This window comes from Mycobacterium sp. AT1, assembly GCF_002043095.1.
GTDB lineage: Bacteria > Actinomycetota > Actinomycetes > Mycobacteriales > Mycobacteriaceae > Mycobacterium.
Genome location: NZ_MVOC01000100.1, coordinates 1 through 26,251, shown reverse-complemented (window position 1 = coordinate 26,251; position 26,251 = coordinate 1). Strand labels below are relative to the sequence as shown.

At 67.6% G+C, this 26,251-nt stretch carries 22 protein-coding genes and 1 pseudogene; 10 read left to right on the top strand and 13 right to left on the bottom strand.

Translation table 11 applies throughout. From position 1 onward, the window contains the following. Positions 1-62: 62 nt before the first annotated feature. Positions 63-515, top strand: a pseudogene (locus tag B1790_RS32815) (class I SAM-dependent methyltransferase); the annotation flags it as partial. Here B1790_RS32815 and B1790_RS32810 read toward each other — a convergent pair. The 3 genes from B1790_RS32810 to B1790_RS32800 form a co-directional block, all read right to left on the bottom strand. Then, positions 499-978: a GNAT family N-acetyltransferase gene (locus B1790_RS32810; RefSeq protein ID WP_079927452.1), complete on the bottom strand. Its 480-nt coding sequence runs from the start codon at positions 976-978 to the stop codon at positions 499-501. The pseudogene B1790_RS32815 and the gene B1790_RS32810 sit on opposite strands and share 17 nt — an antisense overlap. Before the next feature lie 43 nt (positions 979-1,021). After that, positions 1,022-2,407 carry a PE-PPE domain-containing protein gene (locus tag B1790_RS32805; RefSeq protein ID WP_079927451.1) on the bottom strand — a complete coding sequence of 462 codons (1,386 nt, stop codon included), beginning with the start codon at positions 2,405-2,407 and terminating at the stop codon, positions 1,022-1,024. 223 nt (positions 2,408-2,630) lie between these two features. Beyond that, positions 2,631-3,140, bottom strand: a complete 510-nt coding sequence (locus tag B1790_RS32800; protein ID WP_079927450.1) for a lipoprotein LpqH — start codon at positions 3,138-3,140, stop codon at positions 2,631-2,633. Between the two features lie 152 nt (positions 3,141-3,292). Between B1790_RS32800 and B1790_RS32795 the strand changes: the two genes are divergently transcribed. Next, positions 3,293-4,195 carry a haloalkane dehalogenase gene (locus B1790_RS32795; protein WP_079927449.1) on the top strand — a complete coding sequence of 301 codons (903 nt, stop codon included), beginning with the start codon at positions 3,293-3,295 and terminating at the stop codon, positions 4,193-4,195. Here B1790_RS32795 and B1790_RS32790 read toward each other — a convergent pair. Beyond that, positions 4,192-4,869 (bottom strand): TetR/AcrR family transcriptional regulator, encoded by a 678-nt coding sequence (locus B1790_RS32790; protein WP_079927448.1) that lies wholly within the window; start codon positions 4,867-4,869, stop codon positions 4,192-4,194. The genes B1790_RS32795 and B1790_RS32790 overlap by 4 nt on opposite strands. Before the next feature lie 67 nt (positions 4,870-4,936). Here B1790_RS32790 and tgt point away from each other — a divergent pair, with 67 nt between their 5' ends. The 3 genes from tgt (at position 4,937) to B1790_RS32775 (ending at position 8,747) form a co-directional block, all read left to right on the top strand. Next, positions 4,937-6,175: a tRNA guanosine(34) transglycosylase Tgt gene (gene tgt, locus B1790_RS32785; protein WP_079927447.1), complete on the top strand. Its 1,239-nt coding sequence runs from the start codon at positions 4,937-4,939 to the stop codon at positions 6,173-6,175. Then, on the top strand, positions 6,172-7,392 hold the full coding sequence (locus B1790_RS32780; protein ID WP_079927446.1) for a cytochrome P450: 1,221 nt from the start codon (positions 6,172-6,174) through the stop codon (positions 7,390-7,392). Before tgt ends, B1790_RS32780 begins: the two co-directional genes overlap by 4 nt. Positions 7,393-7,472: 80 nt before the next feature. Further along, positions 7,473-8,747, top strand: coding sequence for an acetyl-CoA hydrolase/transferase family protein (locus tag B1790_RS32775; RefSeq protein WP_079927445.1), 1,275 nt, complete (start codon positions 7,473-7,475; stop codon positions 8,745-8,747). Between the two features lie 50 nt (positions 8,748-8,797). Here the strand turns inward: B1790_RS32775 and B1790_RS32770 are convergent, their stop codons facing one another. Then, positions 8,798-10,168, bottom strand: coding sequence for an FAD-dependent oxidoreductase (locus tag B1790_RS32770; RefSeq protein WP_079927444.1), 1,371 nt, complete (start codon positions 10,166-10,168; stop codon positions 8,798-8,800). A 114-nt stretch (positions 10,169-10,282) separates the two neighbouring features. Here B1790_RS32770 and hpnE point away from each other — a divergent pair, with 114 nt between their 5' ends. Then, a complete protein-coding gene (gene hpnE / locus B1790_RS32765; protein WP_079927443.1) occupies positions 10,283-11,641 on the top strand; it encodes a hydroxysqualene dehydroxylase HpnE in 1,359 nt (452 codons plus the stop codon). 62 nt (positions 11,642-11,703) lie between these two features. Here the strand turns inward: hpnE and B1790_RS32760 are convergent, their stop codons facing one another. The 8 genes from B1790_RS32760 to B1790_RS32725 form a co-directional block, all read right to left on the bottom strand. Continuing rightward, entirely contained in the window at positions 11,704-12,486 is a 783-nt protein-coding gene (locus B1790_RS32760; protein ID WP_079927442.1) for an amino acid ABC transporter ATP-binding protein, read from the bottom strand. Beyond that, entirely contained in the window at positions 12,483-14,660 is a 2,178-nt protein-coding gene (locus B1790_RS32755) for an ABC transporter permease subunit (RefSeq protein WP_079927457.1), read from the bottom strand. The genes B1790_RS32760 and B1790_RS32755 overlap by 4 nt, the downstream gene beginning before the upstream one ends. 68 nt (positions 14,661-14,728) lie before the next feature. After that, the gene (gene gluQRS, locus B1790_RS32750; RefSeq protein WP_079927441.1) at positions 14,729-15,601 is read right to left on the bottom strand and encodes a tRNA glutamyl-Q(34) synthetase GluQRS; all 873 of its coding nucleotides are present in this window, start codon (positions 15,599-15,601) and stop codon (positions 14,729-14,731) included. An 18-nt stretch (positions 15,602-15,619) separates the two neighbouring features. Further along, positions 15,620-16,270 carry an MBL fold metallo-hydrolase gene (locus B1790_RS32745; RefSeq protein ID WP_079927456.1) on the bottom strand — a complete coding sequence of 217 codons (651 nt, stop codon included), beginning with the start codon at positions 16,268-16,270 and terminating at the stop codon, positions 15,620-15,622. Between the two features lie 61 nt (positions 16,271-16,331). Beyond that, a complete protein-coding gene (locus tag B1790_RS32740; protein WP_079927440.1) occupies positions 16,332-17,090 on the bottom strand; it encodes a GntR family transcriptional regulator in 759 nt (252 codons plus the stop codon). Positions 17,091-17,140: 50 nt separating this feature from the next. Then, positions 17,141-17,920, bottom strand: a complete 780-nt coding sequence (gene fabG / locus B1790_RS32735; protein WP_079927439.1) for a 3-oxoacyl-ACP reductase FabG — start codon at positions 17,918-17,920, stop codon at positions 17,141-17,143. 35 nt (positions 17,921-17,955) lie between these two features. Continuing rightward, complete coding sequence (locus B1790_RS32730; protein ID WP_079927438.1) at positions 17,956-19,002, bottom strand: phosphotransferase enzyme family protein; 1,047 nt, start codon at positions 19,000-19,002, stop codon at positions 17,956-17,958. Positions 19,003-19,005: 3 nt separating this feature from the next. Beyond that, the gene (locus tag B1790_RS32725) at positions 19,006-20,277 is read right to left on the bottom strand and encodes an aspartate aminotransferase family protein (protein ID WP_079927437.1); all 1,272 of its coding nucleotides are present in this window, start codon (positions 20,275-20,277) and stop codon (positions 19,006-19,008) included. A gap of 233 nt (positions 20,278-20,510) precedes the next feature. Here B1790_RS32725 and B1790_RS32720 point away from each other — a divergent pair, with 233 nt between their 5' ends. From B1790_RS32720 to B1790_RS32705, 4 genes are all read left to right on the top strand, one after another. Further along, entirely contained in the window at positions 20,511-22,043 is a 1,533-nt protein-coding gene (locus B1790_RS32720) for an APC family permease (protein ID WP_079927436.1), read from the top strand. A 97-nt stretch (positions 22,044-22,140) separates the two neighbouring features. Further along, positions 22,141-24,357, top strand: coding sequence for a propanediol/glycerol family dehydratase large subunit (locus B1790_RS32715; RefSeq protein WP_079927455.1), 2,217 nt, complete (start codon positions 22,141-22,143; stop codon positions 24,355-24,357). Beyond that, entirely contained in the window at positions 24,354-24,689 is a 336-nt protein-coding gene (locus B1790_RS32710; RefSeq protein WP_079927435.1) for a diol dehydratase small subunit, read from the top strand. Before B1790_RS32715 ends, B1790_RS32710 begins: the two co-directional genes overlap by 4 nt. 5 nt (positions 24,690-24,694) lie before the next feature. After that, a partial coding sequence (locus B1790_RS32705) for a diol dehydratase reactivase ATPase-like domain-containing protein (RefSeq protein ID WP_079927454.1) occupies positions 24,695-26,251 on the top strand: 1,557 nt, incomplete at its 3' end.

The window sequence follows — 26,251 nt, the reverse complement described above, 5'->3', positions numbered from 1 at the left end:
AGAGCAATTGCTCTGTTATCAACGCGTCCTAGGCTCGGGTCGACCACGGGAGGCACCGATGCCTGACCCTCAGCAAGACCCAGACCGAGCACGTCGAGCGGCTCTTCGCCGCATCGGACAGCCCTCGGTCCAAGCGGGTGCTGCTGCAGGGGTGGGAGCAATTCGACGAGCCGGTCGACCGCATCGTGTCCATCGGCGCCTTCGAACACTTCGGTCACGACCGCTACGAAGCGTTCTTCGAGATGGCCAACGGCGTCCTGCCCGACGACGGAATCATGTTGCTGCACAGCATCACCGGGTTGCACCCCGACGAGATGCGCGAGCGGGGCATGCCCCTGACGTTCACCTTCGCGCGCTTCCTCAAGTTCATGTGGACCGAAATCTTCCCCGGCGGACGGCTGCCGACGATTCCGATGGTGCAGGAGCGGGCCACCGCAGGCGGATTCCGGGTGACGCGCGTGGACATGTTCCGCGTCGGCTACATCGACGTCAACCAGTTCACCTGCGCGAAGTAGGCCCGGTGGCGTCGACGGCCTTGGCGAAGAACACCCGGTGGTACCCGTCTTGGACCCCGCGGCCCGTCTCGTGGAAACCGCGCCGGGGGTAGAACTCGAGGTTCTCGGTCATCGCCTCGTTGGTGCACAGCCGGACTTCCGTCAGTCCCTGATCGCGGGCGTCCTGATCGGCTCGTTCCAGCAGGGCCCGCCCGTGGCCGCCGCCTTGGGCAGTCGGCGCGACGGCGATGGCGTCGAGCAACAGGTGGTCGGGCTGGGCCTGCGTGACGAGGACGCCGACGACGTCGCCCCCGTGCTCGACCACCCAAACCCGCGACGTGTCAAGCAGTTCGGCGTAGTCCGCGGTCATCGGCGCGGGCGGCTTGCCGATCCGGTCGACGTACTTTTCGAACGCGTCCGCCACCAGTCGCCGAATGCCGTCGACGTCGTCGCGGGTGGCCCTCCTCGTAAGCGCGTCGCTCATCCCCAGGACACTAGCCGGGCCTTGCCATCAGGTCCGACTGGGCCTAGGCGGCGGCCTCGGTGCTGGTACTCGTGTTGGCCGAAGGCTCTTGTGCGGCAGCGTCATTCGTGGTGACCGGGGTTGCGGTCGGAGTCGCCTTGGTAGGCGGCGTGGCAGTTTCCGTCTCGTCTGTCTTGTCCGTCGTGCCGGTCGCCGTGGAGGTCCCGGTCCCGGGAGTGAACTTGTTGCCGTCCGACGTCGCCGTCGGATGCCGGCCTTCGGTGGCCGCGGCCGCCAACTTGGTCACCGCGGGAATTGGCTTGACCGGTTTGACCGGCTTCTCGTCGAGTTCGAGCTTGGAGACGTCCTCGGTGGGCGCGATCGATGCGGGGCTGTCCTGGAGTTGGGGTGTCGACGACGGAGCCGCCGGCTTCGGGGTCAGATTCCCAAGGGGGTTCGGCGGCGTCACGGTGGCGTGGCCCCCGGAGGCGAGATTGGCCGCGCCCTGCGCCAGCGCACCGGGGATCGCACCGAGTGCCTCGATGACCTTGGCCGGCGGTGTGAAGAGCGAAAAGGGCGTCAGCGCAGCCGGCTTCGCGTTCACGCGATCGGTGTAGCCCATGTCGACGAGCACCCGCAGAAGGGGCTCGACGGAACTGATCACCGGCTCGGCGAACTTCGAGGTGTTCGTCATCTGCGCCAACTCGCGCAACGGACCCAGCAGCGGCAGGTGGGGGTTGTAGTACAGGACGTACTTGTCGGTGCTCTTGGTGGAGGGGTTGTAGACCGTCGTCTGGTAGGCGTAGGACGAGGCCGGATCGAGCGGGTCGTAGTACGCGGGGGAGTGGCCGTAGCGGATCGACAGCGCGGTGTTCAGCAGTGAGACCGGGTTGAAGTAGGCGGGGAAGTCGGCGTACGGGTCGTACATGTTGGCGATGTAGGTGGTGTCGTAACGTGAGGGCTGCGCGGGGCCCATACCGGTTGTGATGAACGGGATTCCGACACCGGGCAGGCGGCCGAAGACGCCACCGTTGCCGCCGAAGGGCGACGCGATCATCACGAAGGACAGCTGTTCGTGTGACGGAGCCGCGGACTCGTCGAGCAACTGCAGGTTTCGCTTCTCCTGCTCGGCGGCCAAGGCGCCAAGGGAGTAACCGGCGACGATCAGGTGGGCTTCGTCCTTGCCCGTGTTCGTCAGATAGTCGTGGACGACCGGAACGGCCGCGTCGCGACTCTTGTCCAACTCGAACGTCGCGGGGTAGGGCACCCCGAAGTAGCCGTAGTCGCCGACCTTGGGTATTACCGTGCCCGACAACTTGGTGGGGATGCCGGAGCTCGTCGCGTCGTCCTTGCCGCCGATGCCGATCACGGTGTTGGTGAGTTGGACCATCGCGGTGGTGCTGGTGGCGTGCCCGAGCACCAGCGACCCCGACAACCCGAAGGTGGCCATCGTGCCAACCGCAAACTTGCGGGCAGTGCGTCTCGTCGACGTCCGATGCTTTGCCACTTCTCCCCCTGGTGTGCCGCGCCGCCTTGCACGGCTCGGAGGCTACCGTATGCCAGCGGTACCTACGGGCGAAACCGGTTCGGCCATTCCGGACGAGACGGAAGTCGACGAACGACGGCGACGTCCCACGTGGGGACGTCGCCGCCGACTGGCTGTCGATTGCTGCCTAGGGGCAGGTGAACTCGAGTTCGAAGGGCTTCTTTGCCGGCTGCATGGGATTGGCCATGTCGATGCCGAATGCGTTGCCAGTGATCTTGTAGGTCTTGCCATCCTTGGTTGCCGTGGCATCGCCCTGGCCGGCGCCCACCGCGAGGGTGATTCCGTCGACGTTGCCCAGTGCCACGGACGTGACCGTTGGCGGGTCGGATTCGCTGATGACGGCGGCAATCCCGGTCATCGACTCGCCGATGGCGACGTTCATGTTGCCGCCCATCGGGGCGCATACGACGGTGCCGCCGACGTCCTTTGGCTGTCCGTCGATGGTGACCTTGGTGCCCGCGGCTGCCTCCGCACTCGTCGAGGCTGCGCTCGAGCTGCTCGAGGACGACTCACTCGAGCTCGAGCTGGAACTGGAGCTCGACGAACCCGTCGTCGACTTGTCTCCCGACGAACAGCCCGCCAGGCCGGCGACGACGATCGCGGCGCCACCCACGGCAATCAGCAAACTTTGCTTCACGTCTGTTCTCCTCGTTGTCGGTGCGATCCATCAAGATCAGCGGATCGTCCCCCGCATTATGAGGCGAGACGGTCCGACGGACAGTAGATTGCCAGAATTGCCCGCCCCGGGGAGTCTGTTCGGTCGCGCAGCGCGGCGGTAGGTTCACGGGCATGGAGTCGCTGCGTACCCCCGATGACCGTTTCGCCGCTCTGGCGGACTTCCCGTACCCGCCGCGCTATTGCGACGTCGACGACCAAGAGGGCGGTCGCCTTCGGATGGCGTGGGTCGAGGACGGTCCCGCCGACGCCGATCCGGTGTTGCTGTTACACGGCGAACCGTCCTGGTCCTACCTCTACCGTCGGATGCTTCCCATTCTGGCGGCGGCCGGTCACCGCGTCATCTGCCCCGATCTGGTCGGATTCGGCCGGTCCGACAAACCGACCCGCATCGAAGACCACAGTTATGCCAGGCACGTCGAGTGGGTCAGGGCGCTCGTCTTCGGCGAACTGGACCTGGATCGCGTGACGGTCGTCGGCCAGGACTGGGGCGGCCTCATCGGTCTGCGCCTGGCGGCCGAGAACCCGGACCGTGTCGCCCGCATCGTCGTCGCCAACACGGGTCTGCCCACCGGCGATCTGCCCATGCCGGAGATCTGGTGGCAGTTCAGGAAGGCGATCGAGGAGATGCCCGAGATCGAGGTCGGCCGGTTCGTCCAGTCGGGTTGCCTGCGGCCGATGAGCGACGAGGTCCGCGCGGGTTACGACGCTCCGTTCCCCGGCGATTCGTACTGTGCGGGCCCGCGCGCGATGCCCGGCCTGGTGCCGACGTCGCCGGCCGACCCCGCGAGCCCGGCCAATCTGCATGCATGGGAGGCGTTGCGCGCCAGTCCCACTCCGATGCTGGTCGCCTTCAGTGACGGCGATCCGATCACCGGAGCCATGGCGCCGATCTTCATCAGCGAGATGCGGGGCGCCCAGGGCGTCGAGCACCCCGTGATCCACGGGGCGGGCCACTTCCTTCAGGAGGATGCCGGCGAGGAACTCGCCGAGGCGATCGTGCGCTTCCTGGGTTAGGAGCGGCGTCCGAGCGCGCCGATTCCGGCGAGGATGAGGTCGATGCCGTCGAGGAACTGGGTGCGGTCGTCATGCTCGCGCATCTGTTGGGCGACGTCGCGGGTGAACGGATATTCGTCCGCGTCGAGGTTCGCCCACGCCGCCGAGACGGTGACGAGCAGATCGGTCCGGTTGGTGTTCTCCACGGCGCGAGCGTTCGCGGCGTTGAGCCCGCCCACGCCGAGGATGTAGTTGGTCAACGCCGACGTCGACGTGAACAAGGCGGCCTCGGGGACGCCAAGTGCCCGAACCTGGCGTCCGATGCTCTCGAAGAGGCGAACCATCGCGGGTTGCAGTGGATTGGCGAGCTGCGCGCCGACCCACGGGTGTGCGTCGATCGCGTCGAACACCGCGAGCGCGACCGTCCTGACGGCGTCCTCCTCCCGCAGTCCGTCGACGCTAGCCACGGTGGTCGCCGACGCCAGGACCGCTTCGGTGGCGGCGACGAGCAACTCGCCCTTGTTCGCCACGTGGTGGTAGATCGCGCCTGGCCCGGTGACCAGGAGGTCGGCCAGTCGGCGGAACGTCAGGCCGTCTTCCCCCTCGGTGTCGAGGATCGCCACGGCGGCGTCGACGATGCGCTCGGCAGACAGCCCGTCGGTGCGTCGCCGGGGGTGACTCGTCCTGGGCGGCATGTCCTCATCCTCACATGACCGGATGCTCGTGGGTCGGCCGATCGCGGGGGTGTGAGAATCTACAGCGGTGAGCACCCCGCCGTACTTCGAGGTCAAGGCCCAACTGCCAGGACGATCCGGCCGGGTAGGCGTCATCCACACCCCGCACGGCGACGTGCACACCCCGGCCTTCGTTGCGGTCGGGACGGCGGCGACCGTCAAGGCCGTTTTGCCCGAGTCGATGAAGGACGTTGGCGCTCAAGCGGTTCTGTCCAACGCCTATCACCTCTACCTGCAGCCGGGTCCCGAGGTCGTCGACGAGGCGGGCGGCCTTGGCGCCTTCATGAACTGGCCGGGTCCGACGTTCACCGACAGCGGCGGGTTTCAGGTGCTCTCGCTCGGCGTCGGCTTCAAGAAGGTGCTCTCCATGGACACCGGGCGGGTCCAGGCCGACGACGTGATCGCCGAGGGCAAGGAACGGCTGGCACACGTCGACGACGACGGCGTGACGTTCCGCTCGCACAAGGACGGGTCGATCCACCGGTTCACCCCAGAGGTGTCGATCGGCATTCAGCATCAGCTTGGCGCCGACATCATCTTCGCCTTCGACGAGCTCACCACCCTGATGAATACCCGTGGTTACCAAGAGAGTTCGGTTCAGCGCACCCACGACTGGGCGGTGCGCTGCCTTGCCGAACATCGTCGGCTTGGCATCGCGCGGGCGCACAAGCCGGCTCAAGCCCTGTTCGGCGTCGTGCAGGGCGCGCAGTACGAGGACCTCCGCCGACAGGCGGCGAGGGGTTTGACCGAAATCCGCGACGAGGACGGCAGGGGCTTCGACGGGTACGGCATCGGTGGGGCGTTGGAGAAGCAGAATCTCGCGACCATCGTCGGCTGGGTCACCGACGAGCTGCCCGACGACAAACCCCGCCACCTCCTCGGCATCAGCGAGCCCGACGACCTGTTCGCCGCCGTCGCCGCGGGCGCGGACACGTTCGACTGCGTGTCGCCGTCTCGGGTGGCGCGCAACGCCGCGGTGTACTCGGCAACCGGCCGATACAACATCACCGGCGCGCGCTACAAGCGCGACTTCACCCCCATCGACGCCGAGTGCGACTGCTACACCTGCGCCAACTACACCCGGGCCTACATCCACCACCTGTTCAAGGCCAAGGAAATGCTGTCCTCGACGCTGTGCACCATCCACAACGAGCGATTCGTCATCCGCATGGTCGACCAGATCAGGGCGGCCATCACCGCCGGTGAGTTCGACGAGCTGCGAGAGTACGTCCTAGGGCGCTACTACTCGCGCACAATGGAACGATGACGACCACCGCTGGGCCGCAGGCGCTGCTGATGCAGCTGCTCGACCCGTCGAACCGGGCCGACCCATATCCCGTGTACCGGCAGATCCTCGACGGCGGACCGATCCAGATGCCGGAGAGCAATCTGGTCGTGTTCTCGTCGTTCCAGGACTGCGGCGACGTGCTGCGGCACCCGTCGTCGGCGAGTGACCGGCTGAAGTCGACCGTCGCGCAGCGCGAGATCGCCAAGGGTGTCGAGCCCCGGCCGTTCGGTCAACCGGGGTTCCTGTTCCTCGACCCGCCCGACCACACGCGGCTGCGCAGGCTCGCGCAGCAGGCGTTCGCGCCGAAGCGGGTGAGGGCGCTCGAGGCCGACGTGGTGGCGATGGTCGACGGCCTGCTCGACCGGGTGAGCGGCGATTCCTTGGACGCCGTCGCCGACCTCGCGTACCCACTGCCGGTCGCCGTCATCTGCCGGATGCTCGGCGTGCCGATCGAGGACGAGCCGCAGTTCAGTCGGGCCTCGGCGCTGCTGGCGCAGGGTCTCGATCCGTTCATCACCTTCACCGGCGAGCTTCCCGACAACTTCGCCGACCGGATGAGCGCCGGGCACTGGTTGCGTGGCTATATCGCCGGCCTCGTCGAGGAGCGCCGGACCGCCCCGCGCGAGGACCTCATCTCGGCGCTGATCGCGGCCGAGGAGGACGGCGACCAGCTGACCACCGACGAGATCGTCGCGACGTGCAATCTGCTGCTGATCGCGGGCCACGAGACGACCGTGAACCTGATCGCCAACGCGATCCTGGCGATGCAGCGCGAGCCTGGTCATTGGTCGGCGTTGGCCGAGGATCCCGACCGCGCGGCCACGATCATCGAGGAGACCCTGCGGTACGACCCGCCGGTTCAGCTGGCCGGGCGGACGGCGGGCGAGGAGATGACGATCGGTGGCGTGACCGTGCCGAAGGGCGACACGATGATGTTGCTGCTGGCCGCCGGGCAGCGCGATCCTTCCGCGTTCGGTCAGCCTGACACCTTCGACCCGGAGCGAGATGATCTGCGGCACTTGGCCTTCGGTCATGGTGTGCACTTCTGTCTCGGCGCGCCCCTGGCCCGACTCGAGGCCAGGGTGGCGTTGACGGCGGTGACGAGGCGGTTCCCACGTGCCACGCTCGCCGCCGAGCCGCCGTACAAGCCGAACGTCACGCTGCGGGGCATGGCGTCGCTGCCCCTCGCCCTCTAACCCCCTGCGATTTCGGCGCGTTCAGCCGCGCCTACCGCGGATCTCCGCGCCCAAATCGCGGCGGGGGATAGGGTCGCGCCATGCCCACCGAGCTCACCGCCGAGCAGGCCGCCGCCCGACTCGACAACCGCGACTCCCTTGGCATCCCCCTCGGGCCGGGCCAGCCGCCCGCGTTCCTGCGGGCGCTCGGCGAGCGCAAGGACTGGACGGACCTGCGGGTTTACGGCGCCTTGCTCGCGGTCCTCACGGAGTTGTTCTCGCGGCAGGGCGTGCACTACCTGTCCGGTTTCTTCGGTCCGCTGGAGAGGGCGTTGCTGGGCACTGGAGCCGACATCCAGTTCACACCAGCCGACTTCCGCCGTTTCGGGCCGCTGCTCCAACGTCAGGCGCCACGGGTGATGACGACCGTGGCCACGCCGCCGGACGCCGACGGTTGGTGCTCGCTGTCGCTGCACGCCGGCGGTACGATCGACGAATTGCGAAGGACGGGAGCTGATCCCGACCGATTGCTGATCGTCGAGGCGTCGGACGCCTACCCGCGAACGTTCGGGCTTGGTGAACACCGCCACGCGCTGCACGTCGACGAGATCGACATCCTGATCAGCTCGACCGAGGAGCCGTTCGCGCTGCCGGAGGGCGAGCCCACCGACGTCGACGACGCCATCGCACACCACGCCGTCGGCTGCATCCGGTCAGGCGCGACCCTGCAGGTGGGCATCGGCGCGATCCCCAACCAGATCGCGACCCTGCTGGCCGAAGGCGGCGGCGGGGACTACGGGTTGCACACCGAAATGTTCACCGACGGCTGCATGAAGCTGCACCGGGCGGGCAAGGTCGCCAACGACCGCAAGGGTCAGTACGAGGGCGTGAGCGTGACGACGTTCGCATTCGGCTCACCGGAGCTCTACCGGTGGCTCGACGGCAACTCCGACGTCGCGTTCCTGCCGGTCGAGATCGTCAACTCGCCGGAGGTCATCAGTGCCAACGCCGACATGGTCTCGGTCAACGGCGCGCTGGCGGTCGACGCACAGGGCCAGGTCGTCGCCGACACCCTCGACGGCAAGCAGTTCAGCGGCATCGGCGGTGCCGAGGACTTCGTGGCGGGCGCCGGGCTCGAGCTGGCGGATCGGTCGCTCATCTGCCTGCCGTCGACGTTCACCAAGGACGGCGAGCTGCGGTCGCGGATCGTGCCGTCATTTGGCCCCGGGGCGGTGATCACCACGCCGCGCCACCACGTCGACGCGATCGTCACCGAATACGGCGTCGCGGAGTTGGAGGGCCGGACCGTCCGAGAGCGTGCCGAGGCGTTGGCGGCGATCGCCCATCCTCGCTTCCGCGACGAGCTCCTTGGGTGATTTCGGCGCGTTCACCCGCGGTGAGCGCGGATGAACGCGCCGAAATCGCTCTAGGTGAGGGAGTCGACGACCGCCAACGCGGCGCGCTCGCCCGCCTCGACGGCACCCTCCATGTAGGCGCTCCAGTGGGTAGCCGTGTCGGTGGACGCCCAGTGGATCACGCCGATCGGCGCCGCGAGCGCTTCACCGTAGGTGGTCCACACGTGCGGGCCGTGGTTGGCGTTGTAGCAGCCGCGCGTCCACTGTCGATCCGACCATTCGCCGTCGACGTAGAACTCCGGCGTCGCGGCCTTGGCGCCGTAGTGGCGCACCAACTCCGCGGTGAGGGCGGCGCGCCGCTCGTCGACTGGCAGGCGTCCGAAGGTGCGGGCCTGGTCGCCCTCAAGAAACAGCAGGATCACCCCGTGGTCGTCGTCGGGAATGCAGGTGTCGTTGGACATTCGTGCCGGGCCGACGTCGGAGATGAGCTGACCATTGAATCCGTCTGCGCGCCAAAAGGGTTCGTCGTAGACGAAGAACGCCTTCATCGCCGAGCCGTTGGGCAGTCGCTGGGTCAGCTGATCGCGGATCCCCGACAGCGGCGGGTCGTAGAGAATACGACCGGCCAGCGTGGGTGAGATGGCCACGATGACACGGCGGCCGCGGGCCACCAGTCCACCGCGGCAGTGCACGACGACGCCGTCCGTCGAGTGTTCGATGGTCTGCACCGGGGAGTCGAGCACGATGTGGTCGGTGATCAGCGCGGCCAGTCGGCGCGGGATCTCGCTGGTGCCGCCGACGAACCGGGTGGTCTGGGCGCCACCCTCGGATTCGGCGAAGAGCTCGGCCGTCACACCGCAGGTCTGAATGGTGAAGAGCAGGTGGAGGAACGACACCTCGACGGTCGGCACCGCAAGGATTCCGACGGTGCAGATCTCCAACAGCGTCCGCGCGACTGGCGAGAGTCCTTGGTGGTCGTACCACGTGCCCGCGCTGATGACGTCCCACTCGTCGGCCCGCGGCGCCAGCCAAGGTGCCTCGACGGGCACGTCGGCGGCAAGCTCGTCGAGACGGCGGAGGACGCGCTCCAGCTCTGCCAGCTCGTCGGCGAATCGGGTGTGAAACACGTTCTCGCGCAACACTCCCGAGCCGCCGAGGTCGTACGACGTCTCACCCTCGTCATACTGCGGGAACGTCTCGACGCCGAGCTCGTCGGCGAGCCGGAACATCCGCGCGTGCGTGTCGCCGATCCACTGCGCCCCGAGTTCGACGCTAACCCCCGGCATCACGTCCTCGGTGAGGATGCGTCCGCCGACGCGGTCGTCGGCTTCCAGGACGACGGGCACCAATCCTGCGGCGAGCACCGTGCGGGCGGCGATCATTCCGGAGAGCCCGGCGCCGACGATGACGACGTCCGCATCGACGCTTCGTGGTTGTGACATGGGGTCAGCCTCTCGCACTTGCCCCGCGAGCGTGCGTGTCTGCGGGCAAACGCCGGCTTTCGTTCGAACCTTGCGCACGCTCGGCGGGCGACGGGCACGGCGTACGTTGGGCGAATGGGCGGACGCTACGTGGTCATCGGGGGTGGGCTGGCCGGTCTGGCCTCCGCGGTCTGGTTGGCCGAAGCGGGCATGGACGTCACGCTGCTGGAGCGACGCGGACGGCTCGGTGGCCGGACGCACGCGATGCGGGCCGAGCAGGTCGAGGATCTGCCCGACAACGGCCAGCACGTCATCGCCAGCGGGTACGAGCACCTCTTCCGCTACCTCACCAGCGTTGGCACTCGCGAGTTCGTCGTCTTCCCCAAGCGGTCGACGCTACGTTGGCCCGACGGTCGCAAGAAGGTCGTGCAGACGACGGGGTTCGGCGCGGTGCGCACGCTGTTTGGCGTGCACCCCGACGCCGGGATGCTCGACCGTCTGCGCGCCGCCCGCGCCACCCTGCGGCTCGGCTGGCAGGCCCTGCATCCACCCGCCGACCTGGCCGAATTGAGCACCGACCAGTGGTTCGACCGAGTCGGCATGCCCGCACCGGCGCGAGAAGCGTTGTGGGACTGGCTCGCTCTGGGGATCGCGGCCGAACCGGTGACGCGTGGCTCGGCCGCGGTGTTCGCCAAGGTGATGGCCACCGGCTTCCGGATGGGTGTGCGACACCGGACGCCGGTCACCATCGGCTATCCCACGGTCGACCTCGACACCCTCTTCGTCAAGGGCGCGCTCGAGGTATTCGAGGAGCGCGGCGTCGACGTCCGCTACCGGGCGGTGGCGCGGCGGGTCGAGATCGAGGACGGGGCGGTCACCGGGGTGCTGCTGGCCGACGGATCCCGCGTGCCCGCCGACGGCGTGGTGTGCGCCGTACCCAACTCCAACGTCGCCGGACTGCTGGACGAGCTGCCCGAGCACGCCGAGATCTGCGCCGCCGCAGACAAACTGGGCTACACCCCGATCGTCAGTACCAACCTGTACCTGGACCGGCCGCTGGGCACCGAGTCGGCGTTCGAGGGGCTGATCGGGGGAACGGGTGTGATCGACGAGGTCTTCGACCGGCAGATCATGCACGGCAGGGGCACCGACCGCGGGTGGCTGTATTGTCTGACGACCAGCGGCGCCTACGAGCAGATCGAGAAGGCAGGCGACGAGATCGTCACCGAACAGATGTCGTTGCTGCGGCGGTACTACCCGGCCGCCGTCGCCGCCGAGGTGCTCGAAGCGCAGGTGGTCAAGATGCCAAGGGCGACGTTCTCGCAAGTGGTGGGGATGGATGCGCTGCGGCCGCCGCAACGCACGTCGGTGCCGTCACTGGTGCTGGCAGGTGACTGGACCGCCACCGACTGGTCGGCCACCATGGAGAGCGCCGCGCAAAGTGCCTCCGTCGCAGTCGAATTGCTGCTCGAGAACGCGCGCGAGCGTGCGTGAACTCCGACATCCGAACGGCGTGTCGCCCGCAGACACGCACGCTCGCGGGAAAGGGGGGAGAGCTACAGCGGGTTGAGGATGCGGTCCAGGAACTGGCGGGTGCGCTCTTCCTTCGGATCGCCGATCACCTCGGCGGGGGTGCCCTGCTCCAGGATGACGCCCTTATCGGTGAACAGCACCTGACTGGACACCTGGCGGGCGAACTGGATTTCGTGGGTGACGATCACCAACGTCCAGCCCTCGACCGCCAAATCCTTGATCACCGAGAGCACTTCGCCGACCAACTCGGGATCGAGCGCTGAGGTCGGCTCGTCGAACAGCACCAGCTTGGGCTTGAGGGCCAGTGCGCGAGCGATGCCGACGCGCTGCTGCTGACCACCAGAGAGCTGGAACGGGTACTGGTCCCTCTTCTCGGCCAGGCCGACCTGGTCGAGCAGGGCGACCGCCTCGGCGACGGCCTCGTCCTTGGGCCGCTTCTGGACGATCACCGGTCCCTCGATGATGTTCTGCAACACCGTCTTGTGGGGGAACAGGTTGTGCCCCTGGAACACGAAGCCACTGCGCGACTGGAACTTTCGGATTTCGGGCTTGGGTGTCGGGGTGGAGAAGTCGATCTCGACGTCGTCGACCCGGATCACGCCCGCGTCGGCCCGGTCGAGCGCGTTGAGCGTGCGCAACAGCGTCGTCTTGCCCGATCCGGACGGTCCGATGATGGCGGTCGCGGTGCCGTGCTCGACCTTGAACGACACGCCCTTGAGCACCTTGTTGGCACCGAAGGCCTTCTCGACACCCTCGGCGACGACGAGGTAGTCGGTCTCGGTGTCACTGTCAACGGGGTCGGTCATCGCGCCACGTACCTTTCCAGTCGGTGTTCCAGGCGGCCCTGGCCGAACGACAGCACCAGGCAGATCACCCAGTAGTACGCCGCCGCGGTGCCGTACAGGGCGAAGAACTCGAACGTCGGCGCCGCGACGATCTGGGCCTGCCGCAACAGTTCGGTGACCAGGATCGTCGACGCCAGCGAGGTGTCCTTCACCAGGGAGATCAACGTGTTGGACAGCGGCGGCACCGCCACCCGCGCGGCCTGCGGCAGAATGATGCGCTTCAGCGCTCCAACGTAATTGAAGCCAATCGTCTCGGCGGCCTCCCACTGTCCCTTCGGGATGCTCTGGATCGCGGAGCGAATGATCTCCGCCCCGTAGCCGCCGACGTTGAGGCTGAACGCGATCACCGCCGCGGGGAAGGGGTCGATCTTCACCCCGAGCTGCGGCAGTGCGTAGAACACGATGAACAACTGCACCAGCAGGGGAGTGCCGCGGATGATCGAGATGTAGAACCGCGCGACGTTGGTGAGGATGACGTTCGGCGACAGCCGGGCCAGCGCCACCGCCAGGGCGATGACCAGGCCGACGACGAAGCTGATGATGGTCAGCGGGATGGTGGCGGTGATGGCGGCCTTCGCCAGGGGCCACAGGTTGTCGAGGATCAGCTGCCACGCCGACCGCACCGGCGGCGCGTTCTGCTGCGCACCCCCGGCCTGCGGAGCCTGCCCGGCGCCGGTGGCGTCGGCCTTGAGGTACTTCTGTGAGATCTCGGCGAGCTTGCCCGAGGACCGGAGTGCGTCGATTGCGCCGTTGAGCTCCGGTAGGTAGCCGCTGTCCTTGCGGGCGGCGAGCGCCTGCTCGCTCTTCTCGTCGGTCTTCGCTGCGATCTTGATCGACTTGTCGCCGGTCTCGGCGAGGTAGGCGTAGACCGCGATGCTGTCGTTCACGGTGGCGTCGATGCGGCCCTGATTCAGCAGGGTGATCGCCTGGCTGAAGCCCTCCACCGACTCCACGTTGGCGCCTGCGTCACGGGCGACCTGCGCCCAGTTGCTGGTGATCGACTGCGCGGTGGTCTTGCCCTTCAGGTCGGCCAGACTCTTGATCGAGTCGTCGTCGGCCTTGGTGACGATGACGCCCTCACCGACCGAGTACGGCTCGGACAGGTCGTACTTGGCCTGGCGTTCCGGGGTGATGGTGACTTCGTTGGCGACGACGTCGAAGCGGTTGGCCTCCAGCGCGGCGAAGATCGAATCCCATGGGGTCTCGACGAATTCGACCTTGACGCCCAGGTTCTCGGCGATGGCCTTCGCCACGTCGACGTCGTAGCCGGCGAGTTGGCCGGTCGCCTGGTCGTGGTAGCTGAACGGGGAATAGGTGCCCTCGGTTCCGACCCGCAGGACTCCCGAGGAGCGGATCGGCGTCGACGCGGGTGTTCCCGTCGCGTCGGCCTTGAGGTACTTCTGCGAGATCGTGGCCAACGTCCCGTCGGCGCGCAGCTCTCCGAGTGCCTTGTCGAGTTCGGGGAGCATGCCGCTGTTCTTCCGCGCGGCGAAGCCCTGCTCGCTCTTCTCGCCGACGGTGCCGGCGATCTTGACCGACTTGTCGCCGGTCTCGGCGAGGTAGGCGTACACGGCGATGCTGTCGTTGATCACGACGTCGACGCGGCCCTGGTTCAGGAGCGTGATGGCCTGGGTGAAACCCTCGACCGATTCGACCGTGGCGCCCGCCTTGCGCGCGACCTCCGACCAGTTGCTGGTGGCGTTCTCGGCGGCCGTCTTGCCCTTGATGTCGGCGAGCGTCTTGATCGAATCGTCACCTGCCCGCGTGACGATGACGCCCTCGCCGACGGTGTAGGGCTGCGACAGGTCGTACTTGCCCTGACGTTCGGGGTTGATCGTGACCTGGTTGGCCACGATGTCGAAGCGGTCGGCCTCGAGTGCGGCGAAGATGGAATCCCACGGCGTCTCGACGAATTCGACCTTCACGCCCAGCTTCTGGCCGACGGCCTTGGCGACGTCGACGTCGTAGCCGACGAGGTCACCGGTGGCGGGGTCGTGGTAGCTGAAGGGCGAGTAGACGCCCTCGGTGCCGACGCGAAGCACCCCGGACGACTTGATCGGGTCGGCGCTCTGCTCCGACGACCCGCAGGCCGCCGAGCCGAGGATCACCGCAGCGACGATGAGGACGGCAAGCATCGCCCGCCGGAAGTATCCGAACACCGGCGGAAGCTACCAACCCGACGGCGACCCGCATAGGGTTTTCCTCACTCGGGCTGGTAAATCCAGGGTTCGCGGGGTATCGCGGTGGGGTCGAACTCGGTCAGCATGCCGGCGACGGCCCTCGCCGAGAACCCAAGCGATCCCGCGATCAGCGTCAGTGCGCGCGACGTTCCCAGTTCGGCGAGGGTGACCGCGCCGTCGCGTTTGGCCAGTCGCTTGCCATCGGTGTTGAGCACCAGTGGAACGTGGGCGTAGGTCGGAGTGGGATGGCCGAGCAGTGCACCCAGGTAGGCCTGGCGGGGCGACGACGACAGCAGGTCGTCACCGCGCACCACCTGGTCGACGTCTTGGGCGGCGTCGTCGACGACGACGGCGAGGTTGTAGGCGGGGACGCCGTCACCGCGGCGCAGCACGAAGTCGTCGACCACTCCGGTGTAGCTGCCGTGCAGCAGGTCGGTGACGGTGAACTGCGTGACCTCCGACCGCAGTCGCACCGCGGGCGGTCGGCCGGTGGCCGCGCGTTCGGCGCGTTCGGCGTCGGTCAGATCGCGGCAGGTCCCCGGGTAGGCCCCCTCGGGGGCGTGGGGTGCCCGCGGCGCCTGAAGGATGTCCCTTCTGCTGCAATGGCATTGGTAGGTCATCCCCCGACCGGTGAGCTCGTCGACCACCACGTCGTACCGCGCTTCGTGGGCACTTTGGTACTCGGGTCGTGCGTCCCACGTCAGGCCGATCGCGGCCAGGTCGTCGAGTTGACGCCTGGCGACGTCGTCCCTGGCGCGGTCGTCGAGATCCTCGACGCGTACCAGGAACTGACGTCCCGTCGACCGCGCGAAAAGCCACGCCAGCGCCGCGGTGCGCAGGTTTCCGATGTGCAGATCGGCCGACGGGCTCGGGGCGAACCGTCCTGCGGGGCTCATGCCCGTAAATCTAGTGGTCTACGCGCACGCTGCCGCCTCCGCCAACCCCGCCAGCGCCAGGGCAGTGTCTGCCCGCCACTGCTTCCCTGGCGCGTGCACGGCGGACTCGCCGGGGAAGGCGCTCGAGATCACCAGGTCCGGTGCCAGGGTGCCGAGTAACCGCAGGCTGTCGGCCAGGGGCTGAGCCTCGCTGATTGGCGGTATGTAGCCAGCGAACCAATTGCCATCGGCCCCAAGCATTATGGTGTCGCCGGTGAACAGGTAGCTCTGGCCGTTCACGCCGGGCACCAGGTAGCAGGTGCTGCCCGGGGTGTGCCCCGGCGTCGGGATCACCTCGATGCCGTTGCCGTCCACGTGCCGACCGGCGAGGGGTACGTCGACGTGCCCGTGTTGGCCGATCTCGAGCAGTTCGATTGCGGGTGCGTGCAACCGGGCGCCGAAGTGGCTTCGAACGCGAGCCAGCATCGGGCCCGCCTCGTCACGGTGTGACAGATAGTGGTGGGCCACCCCGCCCAATCGGTCGAGGTCGCCGAAGTCGGCGTCGGTTTGGGTGCCGTAGAACAACACGTTGCCGTCCGGGCCGCCGGTCCAGAGATAGGCGTGGGTGGTCAGCCCGGGAAAGGGACTGTCGGCGCGGGTTTCCCAGAGATCGGCGCGGATGGGTCGCATGTGTCCTCCTCGAGTCGTGATGATGTCATCGTCGAACATCAACACGACTTGAGGTCAAGCGTCAGCTGTGGAGCGCCACCGTCGCCGCGGCGACCGGTGACTGAACACCGATTCCCCTGCCCTGCACGGTGACACCCAACCGGGTGCGGTCGCCGCGGAACAGGTCGCGGGAGAACTCACATGCCACGTCGTTCTGGTCGTAGGTGACGCGGGTGATGAGCAGCAGGGCCGACCGGGGCCTGATCGCCAGCAGCGAGGCCTCGTCGGGGGTGGCGTTGACCGCTTCGATCCGCTCGTCCGCGCGGGAGGTGACCAGTCCGTAGTCGTTCTCGAGGATCTCGTAAATCGAACCGCCGAGCCGCTTTTCAAGTAGCCCGGGAAAGGACTCGGCGGGGAACTGCGCCAACTCGAGCGAGATGGGAGAGCCGTCCGCCAGGCGGACGCGCTGGATCTCCAGAACGAAGTCCGCCGCGCCGATCTGCAACGCCGTCTGGGTGATGCGGTCCGGTGCGGTGATCTTGGTCGAGAGCACCCGGGTGCCCGCGACGTAGCCCTGGTTCGCGAGGAAGGCGGGCACCCCAACCACGTCGGACAGGCTGCGTTGCACCTGGGCGTGGCTGATGAAGATGCCACCCGCGCGACCGATGACGCGATGGACGAGGCCCGCCTCCTCCAACGCCGCGAGCATCTGCCGCAGGCTGGAGCGACTCGTCGAATAACGTTCGGCAAGGTCGCGTTCGCTCCCGAGCTTCGCACCAGGAGTGCCGGCGTTGATGTCGGCGACGATGCGACGCCGCAGTTCCTCGGTCGACTTCGACATCACCGGCCCCCTCTCGCCATTCGGTTGGACCAATTCTAGGCGAGGCCGAGCTACTGCTCGGCGATCGCCGCCTGCGACTCCGGAAGAATCTGGCCACCGTCGACGACCAGGGATTGCCCGGTGACGTACCCGGCCTCCTCGGTGGCGAAGAACAGCGCCGCGTTCCCGATGTCCGCCACGGTGCCGAGGCGCCCGGCGGGCACGGATGCGGTCATTTGGTCCATGTAGTCCTGGCCCATTTCGACGAGACCTTCGGTCATGATGTTGCCGGGGAGGACGGCGTTGATGGTGATCTTCTTGGGTGCCAACTCCATTGCCGCGGTCCGGATGAATCCGAGTTGAGCGGCCTTGCTGGCGCCGTAGTGGGACCATCCCGGGTACCCGGTGAAGGGGCCGGTGATCGACGACGTCACGACGATGCGGCCGTGGCCGCTGTCGGCCAATGCCGACAATGCGGCCTGGATGACGTAGACCGTGCCCTTGAAGTTGACGCCGAGCACCTCCTCGAGATCCTCGGGGGTCATGTCTTCGAGTCGGGCCGACGGGAAGATGCCCGCATTCGCGCACACGATGTCCAGCCCGCCGTGACGTTCCACCGCCGCGGCGACCACCTTCTTGCAGTCGTCGGGGCTGGTGACGTCGGCGGCAACCCCGGACACCCTGCCGGGCGCATCGGCCAGTGCGGTGACGGCGGCGTCGACGTCGACCTGACTACGACCGGTGATGACGACGTTGATTCCTGCGGCCGCGAACGTCTCGGCGATGCCGCGACCGATACCGCGACTTCCGCCGGTGACGATCGCCGTGCGGCCCTGCAATGACTGGAACATGTGTTGCCTTTCAGAGCTCTTCGGGTGGGTGGTCGTCAGGCCAGACGTCGGCCGTCGAAGCCGAGATAGCGTTCGGCGAGTTCACAACTGCCCTTGGCGTAGGTGATCGACATCGCCTGGGACTCCTTGGAATGGCTGTGCGAGCCCATCCAGGCCAGCAGCAGCAGTCTGCGTAGCAACACGAAAGACGGCAACATCGCCTCGTCGGATGCCGACATCGGGCGCCGGGTCCGATACCCCGTTGCCCACGCGTCCTGCCACTCGGGTACCGCGGGGTCGTCCTCGAAGAAGGACACCGCCGTCCCGAAGTCGTAGAAGTGCCAACCGAACCCGCAGTCGTCGAAGTCGATGACGGTGATCTTTGAGGGGTTGGAGTCTGGACCGTCGCCGTCGACGAGCAGGTTGGCCAGCCGTAGGTCGGCGTGGACCAAGCCGAAGACCTCGCGTCCGGTGCCGTACTCCTCGAGCCGACGTCGCAGAAGGTCTCGGGCCGGTTCGAGCACCCGCCGTTCCGCTTCGCCCACCCCGGTCGCGTCCTGCCATCGGCCCCATCGCGGCCGGTCGCCGAGACTGTGCTGCCAGTCCCATGCGAACCTGCCGAAGCCGTCCGGACGGGCCCACGTCGTCGAATGTTCGTGCAGCGCAGCGGTTATCCGGCCCAGGGTGTGAAAGTCCGAGGCGGCCAGCGTCTTCTCGTCGGGCTCGACACCCGCGACCATCTCGAAGTGCACGACGTAGCGCTCGACGCCGTCCTGGTCCACGGTCACGACTCGCCGGCCGTCCCGAGCGGGTCGTACGACGGGAACCGTGACGTCGGCGTCACTCTGGAGCGCGGCGAGCCAGTCGAGTTCGGATTCGATTTCGTGAGGCTGGTGATAACCCTTGCGGTGCACGCGCAGGATCGACCGCACGCCGGTGTCGGAGTCGACGACTTCGTAGGTGGCGTTCTCCGAGAGGTTCAGCAGGCGCAGTGTCGAGGCGGGGGAGAGGTCGTACTCCGAGAGCGCGGCCCCCGCGACGTCGACGTCGTCGGAGACGAACGGATCGCCGGAGTCGTCCGCCACGAAGCCCTCATCGCCCATGGGTCACCCCGCCTTCGCTGCGACGGCGGCCTTGCCCACCGCCACGTCCAAGCGTTCTAGCACGTCGTCGCACAGCTCGCGACTCAGAAGCAGGCCCGGTTTGAATTGCAGGACACGGGGATCCAGCGTGGAGAAGATTGCCCAGACGCCGTTCTCGTACAGCTCGCGCATCACGAACTTGGCGCCTTCGGGGTGGTTGAACTCCAGCCCGATGACCACGCCGTTCTGCCGGATGCCCACGAACCAGTCCGCGTGGTCGGCCTGGATGCGGGCCAGGCCGGCGGCGAACACGTCGGTGATGGCGTGCACGTTCTCCCGGACCTCGGGGCGACTGGTGATCTCGAGGGTCTTGATGGCTGCGACGCAGCCGAGTTCGGCGCCACCAAAGGTCGAGATGTGCGCGAAGCCGTCTTCGTCGAGCCATTGCGCGGCGCGCTCGCCGAGCATCGCGGCGGCGATGGGGTACATGCCACCGGAGAGACCCTTGCCGGACACCATGATGTCGGGTTCGATGCCGTGCTTGGTGATGCCCCACATCTCGCCGGTGCGCATCAGTCCGGTCTGTACCTCGTCGGCGATGTAAAGCGTGTCGTGGCGTTCGGTGAGTTCCTTGACGGCCTCGAGGTAACCCGCTGGGGGCAGCGGGAATCCGTAGGTCGCGGGGATGGTCTCCATGATCACGGCCGCGACGTCGCCACCGGACAGTGCCTGCTCCATCGCGTCGACGTCGCCGAAGGGCACCTGGATGAACTCGTCGGGCCGGTCGGAGAGAAACAGCTTCGAGAACCGGTCGTCACCAGTGGCGACGGCCAGGCCGGTATGTCCGTGGTACGCCTTGACGATCGAAATGATCTTGCGACGCTTGGTGGCGTGCCTGGCACTCTTGAGCGCGATGTCGATGGCCTCGCCACCACCAGATCCGAAGGCCACCTTGGTGATCGACGCCGGCGCCGAGTCGACGAGACGTTGCGCCAGCGCGGTGCGCGCCACGGAGGGGAAGTGGTGGTTGCCGATGTCGAAGTGCTGCATGCCGTCGACGAGGGCGGCCATGATCTCGGGATTGCGGTGGCCGAGGTTGTAGGTGCCGCCGTTGAGGTGCATGTCGATCAACCGGCGACCGTCCATGTCCCACAGGAAGTACCCCTCCCTGCGGTCGAGGACGAGGTCGACCCCCGCGTCGGTCCAGAACTGGGTCTTGTCGGGGTTCCAGTACTTCTTGGCCTGCTCGAGCACCTGTGCCTTGGACTCGAACGAGAACGTGCCGTAGTCGAACAACTGGACTCCTGACTGAGGTGCCTCGCGCTCACGGTGGATGCGTGTTCGTTTGGCTGCGCGTTTGGCTGGGTGCGAGCGTCCACCCTAAAAAGGGTGGACCATTTATGTCAATGGACGGCCGTAACGGTTGCGCGATCTATTTGGTGGTGCCAATATACGGAAGTTCGACTGTGAGCCGCAGCACACGGGCCATTGCCGGACCCCCATCGCTCGCCTGGAAGGTGACCCCGTAGATGACCGATCAAGTCGTTTCTCGCGACGAGAACACAGGTGACTCCGTCCAACGGCTGAAACGAAACGCCGTCGGAACGGTCGGCGTCATCTTCATGGCGGTGGCTACGGCCGCGCCGATCACCGCGATGGTGGGCAACGTGCCGATCGCCGTCGGCTTCGGAAACGGCTCGCACGCACCGGCGGGCTACATCGTCGCCACCGTCGTGCTGGGCCTTTTCGCCATCGGGTACGCCACGATGGCCAAGCACATCACCGCCACCGGCGCGTTCTACGGCTACATCTCGCACGGGCTGGGCCGGGTCATAGGCATGGCCAGCGGACTGCTGATCACCATGGCCTACATCGTGTTCGAGGCCTCGTTGATCGGGATCTTCTCGTTCTTCTTCCAGAACCTGTTCAAGACCCAGTTCGACATGACCGTGCCGTGGTTGGCGCCCGCGATCCTGATGCTGGTGCTCAACTGCATCCTCACCTACTTCGACGTCAACCTGACGGCGAAGGTGCTCGGGGTGTTCCTGGTGACCGAGATCGTGATGCTGTCCCTCGGCGCACTGGCCGTGCTGTTCAAGGGTGGCGGCCCCGACGGGTTCGCCGTCGCCGAGACGCTCAACCCCATCGGCGCGTTCACCCCGGCGGCCGTCGCGGGCGCCAGCGCCGGGCTCGGATTGTTCTTCGCCTTCTGGTCGTGGGTCGGCTTCGAGTCGACGGCGATGTACGGCGAGGAGTCCAAGGACCCCAAGCGGATCATCCCGCGCGCCACCATGATCAGCGTCCTCGGCGTCGGCATCTTCTACGTGTTCGTGTCGTGGATGGCCATCGCTGGCACCGGTCCCGCGAAGTCGGTGGAGCTGGCCCAGAGCGCGGACACGTCCTCGGAGATCTTCTTCGGCAACGTGCGCAGCACCTACGGCGAGTGGGCCATCACGCTGTTCAACATCCTCCTGGTGACCGGATCGTTCGCCTGCGGCATGGCCTTCCACAACTGCGCGTCGCGCTACCTGTACGCCCTTGGCCGCGAAGGTCTGTCGAAGGGACTGCAGAAGACGATCGGCGCCACCCACCCCACGCACGGGTCGCCGCACATCGCGTCCTTCGTGCAGACCGGCATCACGCTGGTGCTCATCCTGGCCTTCTACCTCGCCGGCATGGACCCCTACATCCACATGTACACGCTGCTGGCGATCCTCGGCACGATGGCGATCCTGGTGGTGCAGGCCCTCTGCGCCTTCGCGGTGATCGCCTACTTCCACTTCCACAAGAACCACCCGTCGAGCGCACACTGGTTCAAGACGTTCCTGGCACCGCTGCTGGGCGGCGTCGGCATGCTGTACGTCGTCTACCTTCTGTGGGAGCACAAGGACGCGGCGGCCGGAGCGGCGTCCGGGACACTTTTGTTCCAGCTGACACCGTGGATCGTGGTCGGGTTGTTCGTGTTCGGCGCGGGGATGGCACTGTACTTCAAACTTCGCGACCCGCGGCGTTACGATCTGATCGGTCGAATCGTGTACGAGGACAACGTTGTTCGAGATTAGGCCGTAGCACCCGTCCACGGTTTGCCAGCTATCGAGCACAGGAGGCCAGGCCGTGGACGACACCCCGGACCGCACGGCGGATCTCGACCAGGGCCGGATGCGCATCCTCGACGCCAAGCCGGTGAATCTGGACGGCTTCAGCGTCACCAACCCCGACCTCGGGTTGGTCGCGATGCACAGTCCGTTCGACCCCGAGCCGTCGCTGGTGGTGACGGACGGGGTCGTGGTTGAACTCGACGGCAAGTCGGTCGACGACTTCGACGTGATCGACGAATTCATCGCCCTGTACGGGTTGGACCTCGACGTGGCCGAGGAGGCCATGGCGATGGACGACACGGCGCTGGCCCGGCTGATCGTCGACTTCAACGTGCCACGGGCCGAGGTGGTTCGCCTCGTCGGCGGCATCACCCCCGCCAAGCTGGCCCGGGTCGTCGCGCTGCTCTCACCGGTGGAGATGCAGATGGCGATGACCCGGATGCGGGCGAGGCGGACGCCGAGCAATCAGGCGCACGTGACCAATCAGCTCGACGACCCGCTGCTGATCGCGGCCGACGCGGCGAGTGCGGTCGCCTATGGTTTCCGCGAGGTCGAGACCACGGTGCCGGTGCTGGGTGACGCGCCGTCCAACGCCGTCGCGCTGCTGATCGGCAGCCAGGTCGGTGTTCCCGGCGCGATGGCGCAGTGCTCGATCGAGGAGGCGCTGGAGCTGCGGCTGGGCCTGCGCGGGCTGACCAGCTATGCCGAGACCATCTCGCTGTACGGCACCGAGCAGGTCTTCGTCGACGGGGACGACACCCCGTTCTCGAAGGCAATCCTGACCTCCGCGTACGCCTCCCGAGGTCTGAAGATGCGGGTGACCAGCGGTGGCGGCGCCGAGGTGCTGATGGGCGCCGCGGAGAAGTGCTCCATCCTGTACCTGGAGTCGCGATGCGTCTCGCTGGCGCGGGCGGTGGGATCTCAGGGCGTGCAGAACGGCGGCATCGACGGGGTCGGCGTGGTCGCCTCGGTGCCCGACGGGATGAAGGAGCTGCTCGCCGAGAACCTCATGGTCATGCTCCGTGACCTCGAATCATGCGCGGGCAACGACAATCTCATCTCCGAGTCCGACATCCGGCGCAGCGCGCACACCCTGCCCGTGCTGCTGGCGGGGGCCGACTTCATCTTCTCCGGCTTCGGGTCGATCCCGCGCTACGACAACGCCTTTGCGCTGTCCAACTTCAACTCCGACGACATGGACGACTTCCTGGTGCTGCAACGCGACTGGGGAGTCGACGGCGGGCTGCGCACCGTCCCTCCTCTGCACCTGGCCCGGGTGCGCCGCCGCGCCGCGACCGCCGTCCAGGCGGTGTACCGCGACCTCGGCCTTGCCGACTTCGACGACGAGCGCGTCGACGCGGTCGTGGTGGCCAACGGTTCTCGCGATCTGTCGCCCGGTGACCCGAAGGCGGTCGCGGAGGCGGCCACCTCGATCGAGGCCAAGCAGTTGACGGTGTTCGACGTCGTCGCCTCGCTCAAGCGCACCGGCTACGACGTGGAGGCCGAGGCCATCATGGCGCTCACCAGGGAGCGGCTGCGCGGAGACCAGTTGCAAACCTCGGCGATCTTCGACGGAGACTTCCGCGTGCTGTCGAAGATCACCGACCCCAACGACTATCGGGGCCCGGGAACCGGTTACGCGTTGACCGCGGAGCGGCGCGCCGAGATCGACGCCATCCGGCAGGCGCGGACGGCGGACGAGTTGACGGCCGACCAGGCCGAGCACCACGGCCACCTGACGTTCACCGACGTCGAGACCGCCAGGCAGGGAAGCGATCCCCGCGAAGTATGCATCGGACTTTCGCCCGCCTTCGGCAAGACGGTGTGGCTGTCGCTGTGCGGTCTGACCATCGGCGAGGTGCTTCGACAGATCTCGGCCGGGCTGGAGGAGGAGGGCTGTGTGCCGCGACTGGTCCGCGTCCGTTCGACCATCGACGTCGGCATGATCGGGCTGACCGCAGCCCGGCTGTCCGGCTCGGGGATAGGAATAGGGTTGCAGGGCAAGGGAACCGCGCTCATCCATCGTCGTGACCTCTCACCTCTGGCAAATCTGGAGCTGTTCAGCGTCGCACCGCTGCTGACCGACCGGATGTACCGGGAGTTGGGCAAGAACGCCGCCAGGCACGCCAAGGGCATGGCTCCGATCCCCATCTTCACCGGCGGCACCGACGAGTCCATCTCCGCGCGCTACCACGCACGTGCCGTCGCGCTGGTGGCACTGGAGCGCGAGGCGAGTGAGCCGGGACAGCCGCCGATGACCGTCAGCGTGGTCCGATGAAGCCCGAGGACTTCACCGTCGAGGCCGCCGTCAACGGCAACCTGAGCCTGGCCGACCTGCGGATGGACCCGGCGATCCTTGCTCACCAGGCCGTCGTCGCCGAAGAGGGCGGAAACCCGCAACTGGCCGAGAACTTCTTGCGTGCAGCGGAATTGGCGCTCATCGACGACGAGGACGTCATGCAACTCTACGAAGCGCTTCGCCCGCACCGCTCCACGGCCGCGGAGTTGGAGGCTCTGTACACGTCGCTGGAGACCCGTGGTGCCGCGCGCTGCGCCGAACTGGTGCGCCAGGCGGCCGCCGTCTACGCCCGACGAGGTTTGTTGCGGTGACCGTCGTGGTGGCCGGGGTGGACGTCGGCAACCACACCACCGAGATCGTCGTCGCGCGCGTCAGCGGGGGTGCCGTCGAACAGGTCGTGCACGGGCAAGCCCCCACCCGCGGACGCAAGGGGTCGCGCGAGTCGCTGGAGGGCGCCGCGGCACTGTTGCACAAGCTGCGGGTCGAGGCGGGCGTCGAGGTCGACGAGATCCTGCTGGCCGCCCTCCGACCCGTCGACACCGCCACCGCGCCGCTGCCACCGCCGTCCTCGCCGAGGTCCCCGGTGCGCAGTCTGCGAGCCGTCCACGCCAGCACGCCGGCCGGCACCGGCTTCGGGGTCGGCAGACACCGCCCGATACACAGCCTGTCCGGGGGCGTGATCGCCGGTCCCGCAATCGTTTCCGTCGACTCGTCGACCGACTTCGAGGTGGCGGCCGAGAAGATTTCGGAGGCGGTGGCCCGGGGCTGGGACGTCGTCGGGGTGATCGCCGCCCAGGACGACGCGGTGCTGATCCGCAATCGAATCTCCGTCGACGTGCCCGTCGTCGACGAGGTGGTCCTCGACGGTGTCGAACCAGGGGCGTTGATCGCCGTCGAGGTCGTCGCCGAGGGCCGCGCCTACCGTGCCATGGCCGACCCGATCGCGCTGTGCGTCGCACTCGACATCGGGCCCGACGACATCGCCGACGTCGCCGAATTCACCAGGGAGTTGGCCGACTCACCGGCCATCGCCGTCACCCGACGAACCGGTCCTCCCGACCCGCCATCGGTCGACGACGACTACGTCGACTGCACCGTCGACGGCCATGTCGTGCGGTACTCGCCCGCCCAGGCGCACGTCGTCCTGCGGCTCGCGCCGCCGGGCAACGTCGTCGAGGTGCGGCTGAAGTCCGTCCGCTCGGCGAGGGACGGCCTCGCCGTCGACGACGCGTTCTTCACCGATCTGTCGTCGATCGACAACGGAGCGTGGCTGCGGCGCGGCGTGGCCGACACCCGCGGCACCGTCGTCGCCCTGCTGGCCGCCGACCTGGTCGCCGACGCGGCGTCGACGCTGCAGGAGCTCACCGGACGCCCGACCCGCACCGTGGCCGGCGAGCCGGAGGCCGCGGCCGTCGGCGCCCGCACCACCCCTGGCCTGCCGCCGGGCACCGTCGTGTGCGACATCGGCGGCGGGACAATCGATCTCATCGGCGACGACCGGGAGGTGACCGCGGCCGGCGCGGGCGAGGCGATCACCACCGCCGTCGCCAGGGTGCTCGGGATCCCCCGCGCCTTGGCCGAACGGGTCAAGCGGACCCCCGCCCTGCGGGTGGAGGGCCCGCACGTCGCGCACGAGGAGGACGGCCGTCGGCTGTTCCTCGACAGTCCGGCGGCCTCCGATGCGATCGGCAGGTTGTGCACCCGCGGAAGCGCTGGGCTGGTGCCGTTCTCGAACAAGCTGGCCGCCGAGGAATGGCGCAGCCTGCGGTTGGCGGTCAAGCAGGAGACCGTGGCCGCCAACATCGTCCGGTGCCTGCGGGCATTCGACGAGCCGCCGCCCGCGTTGGTGTTGGCCGGGGGAGGAGCGCTCGAC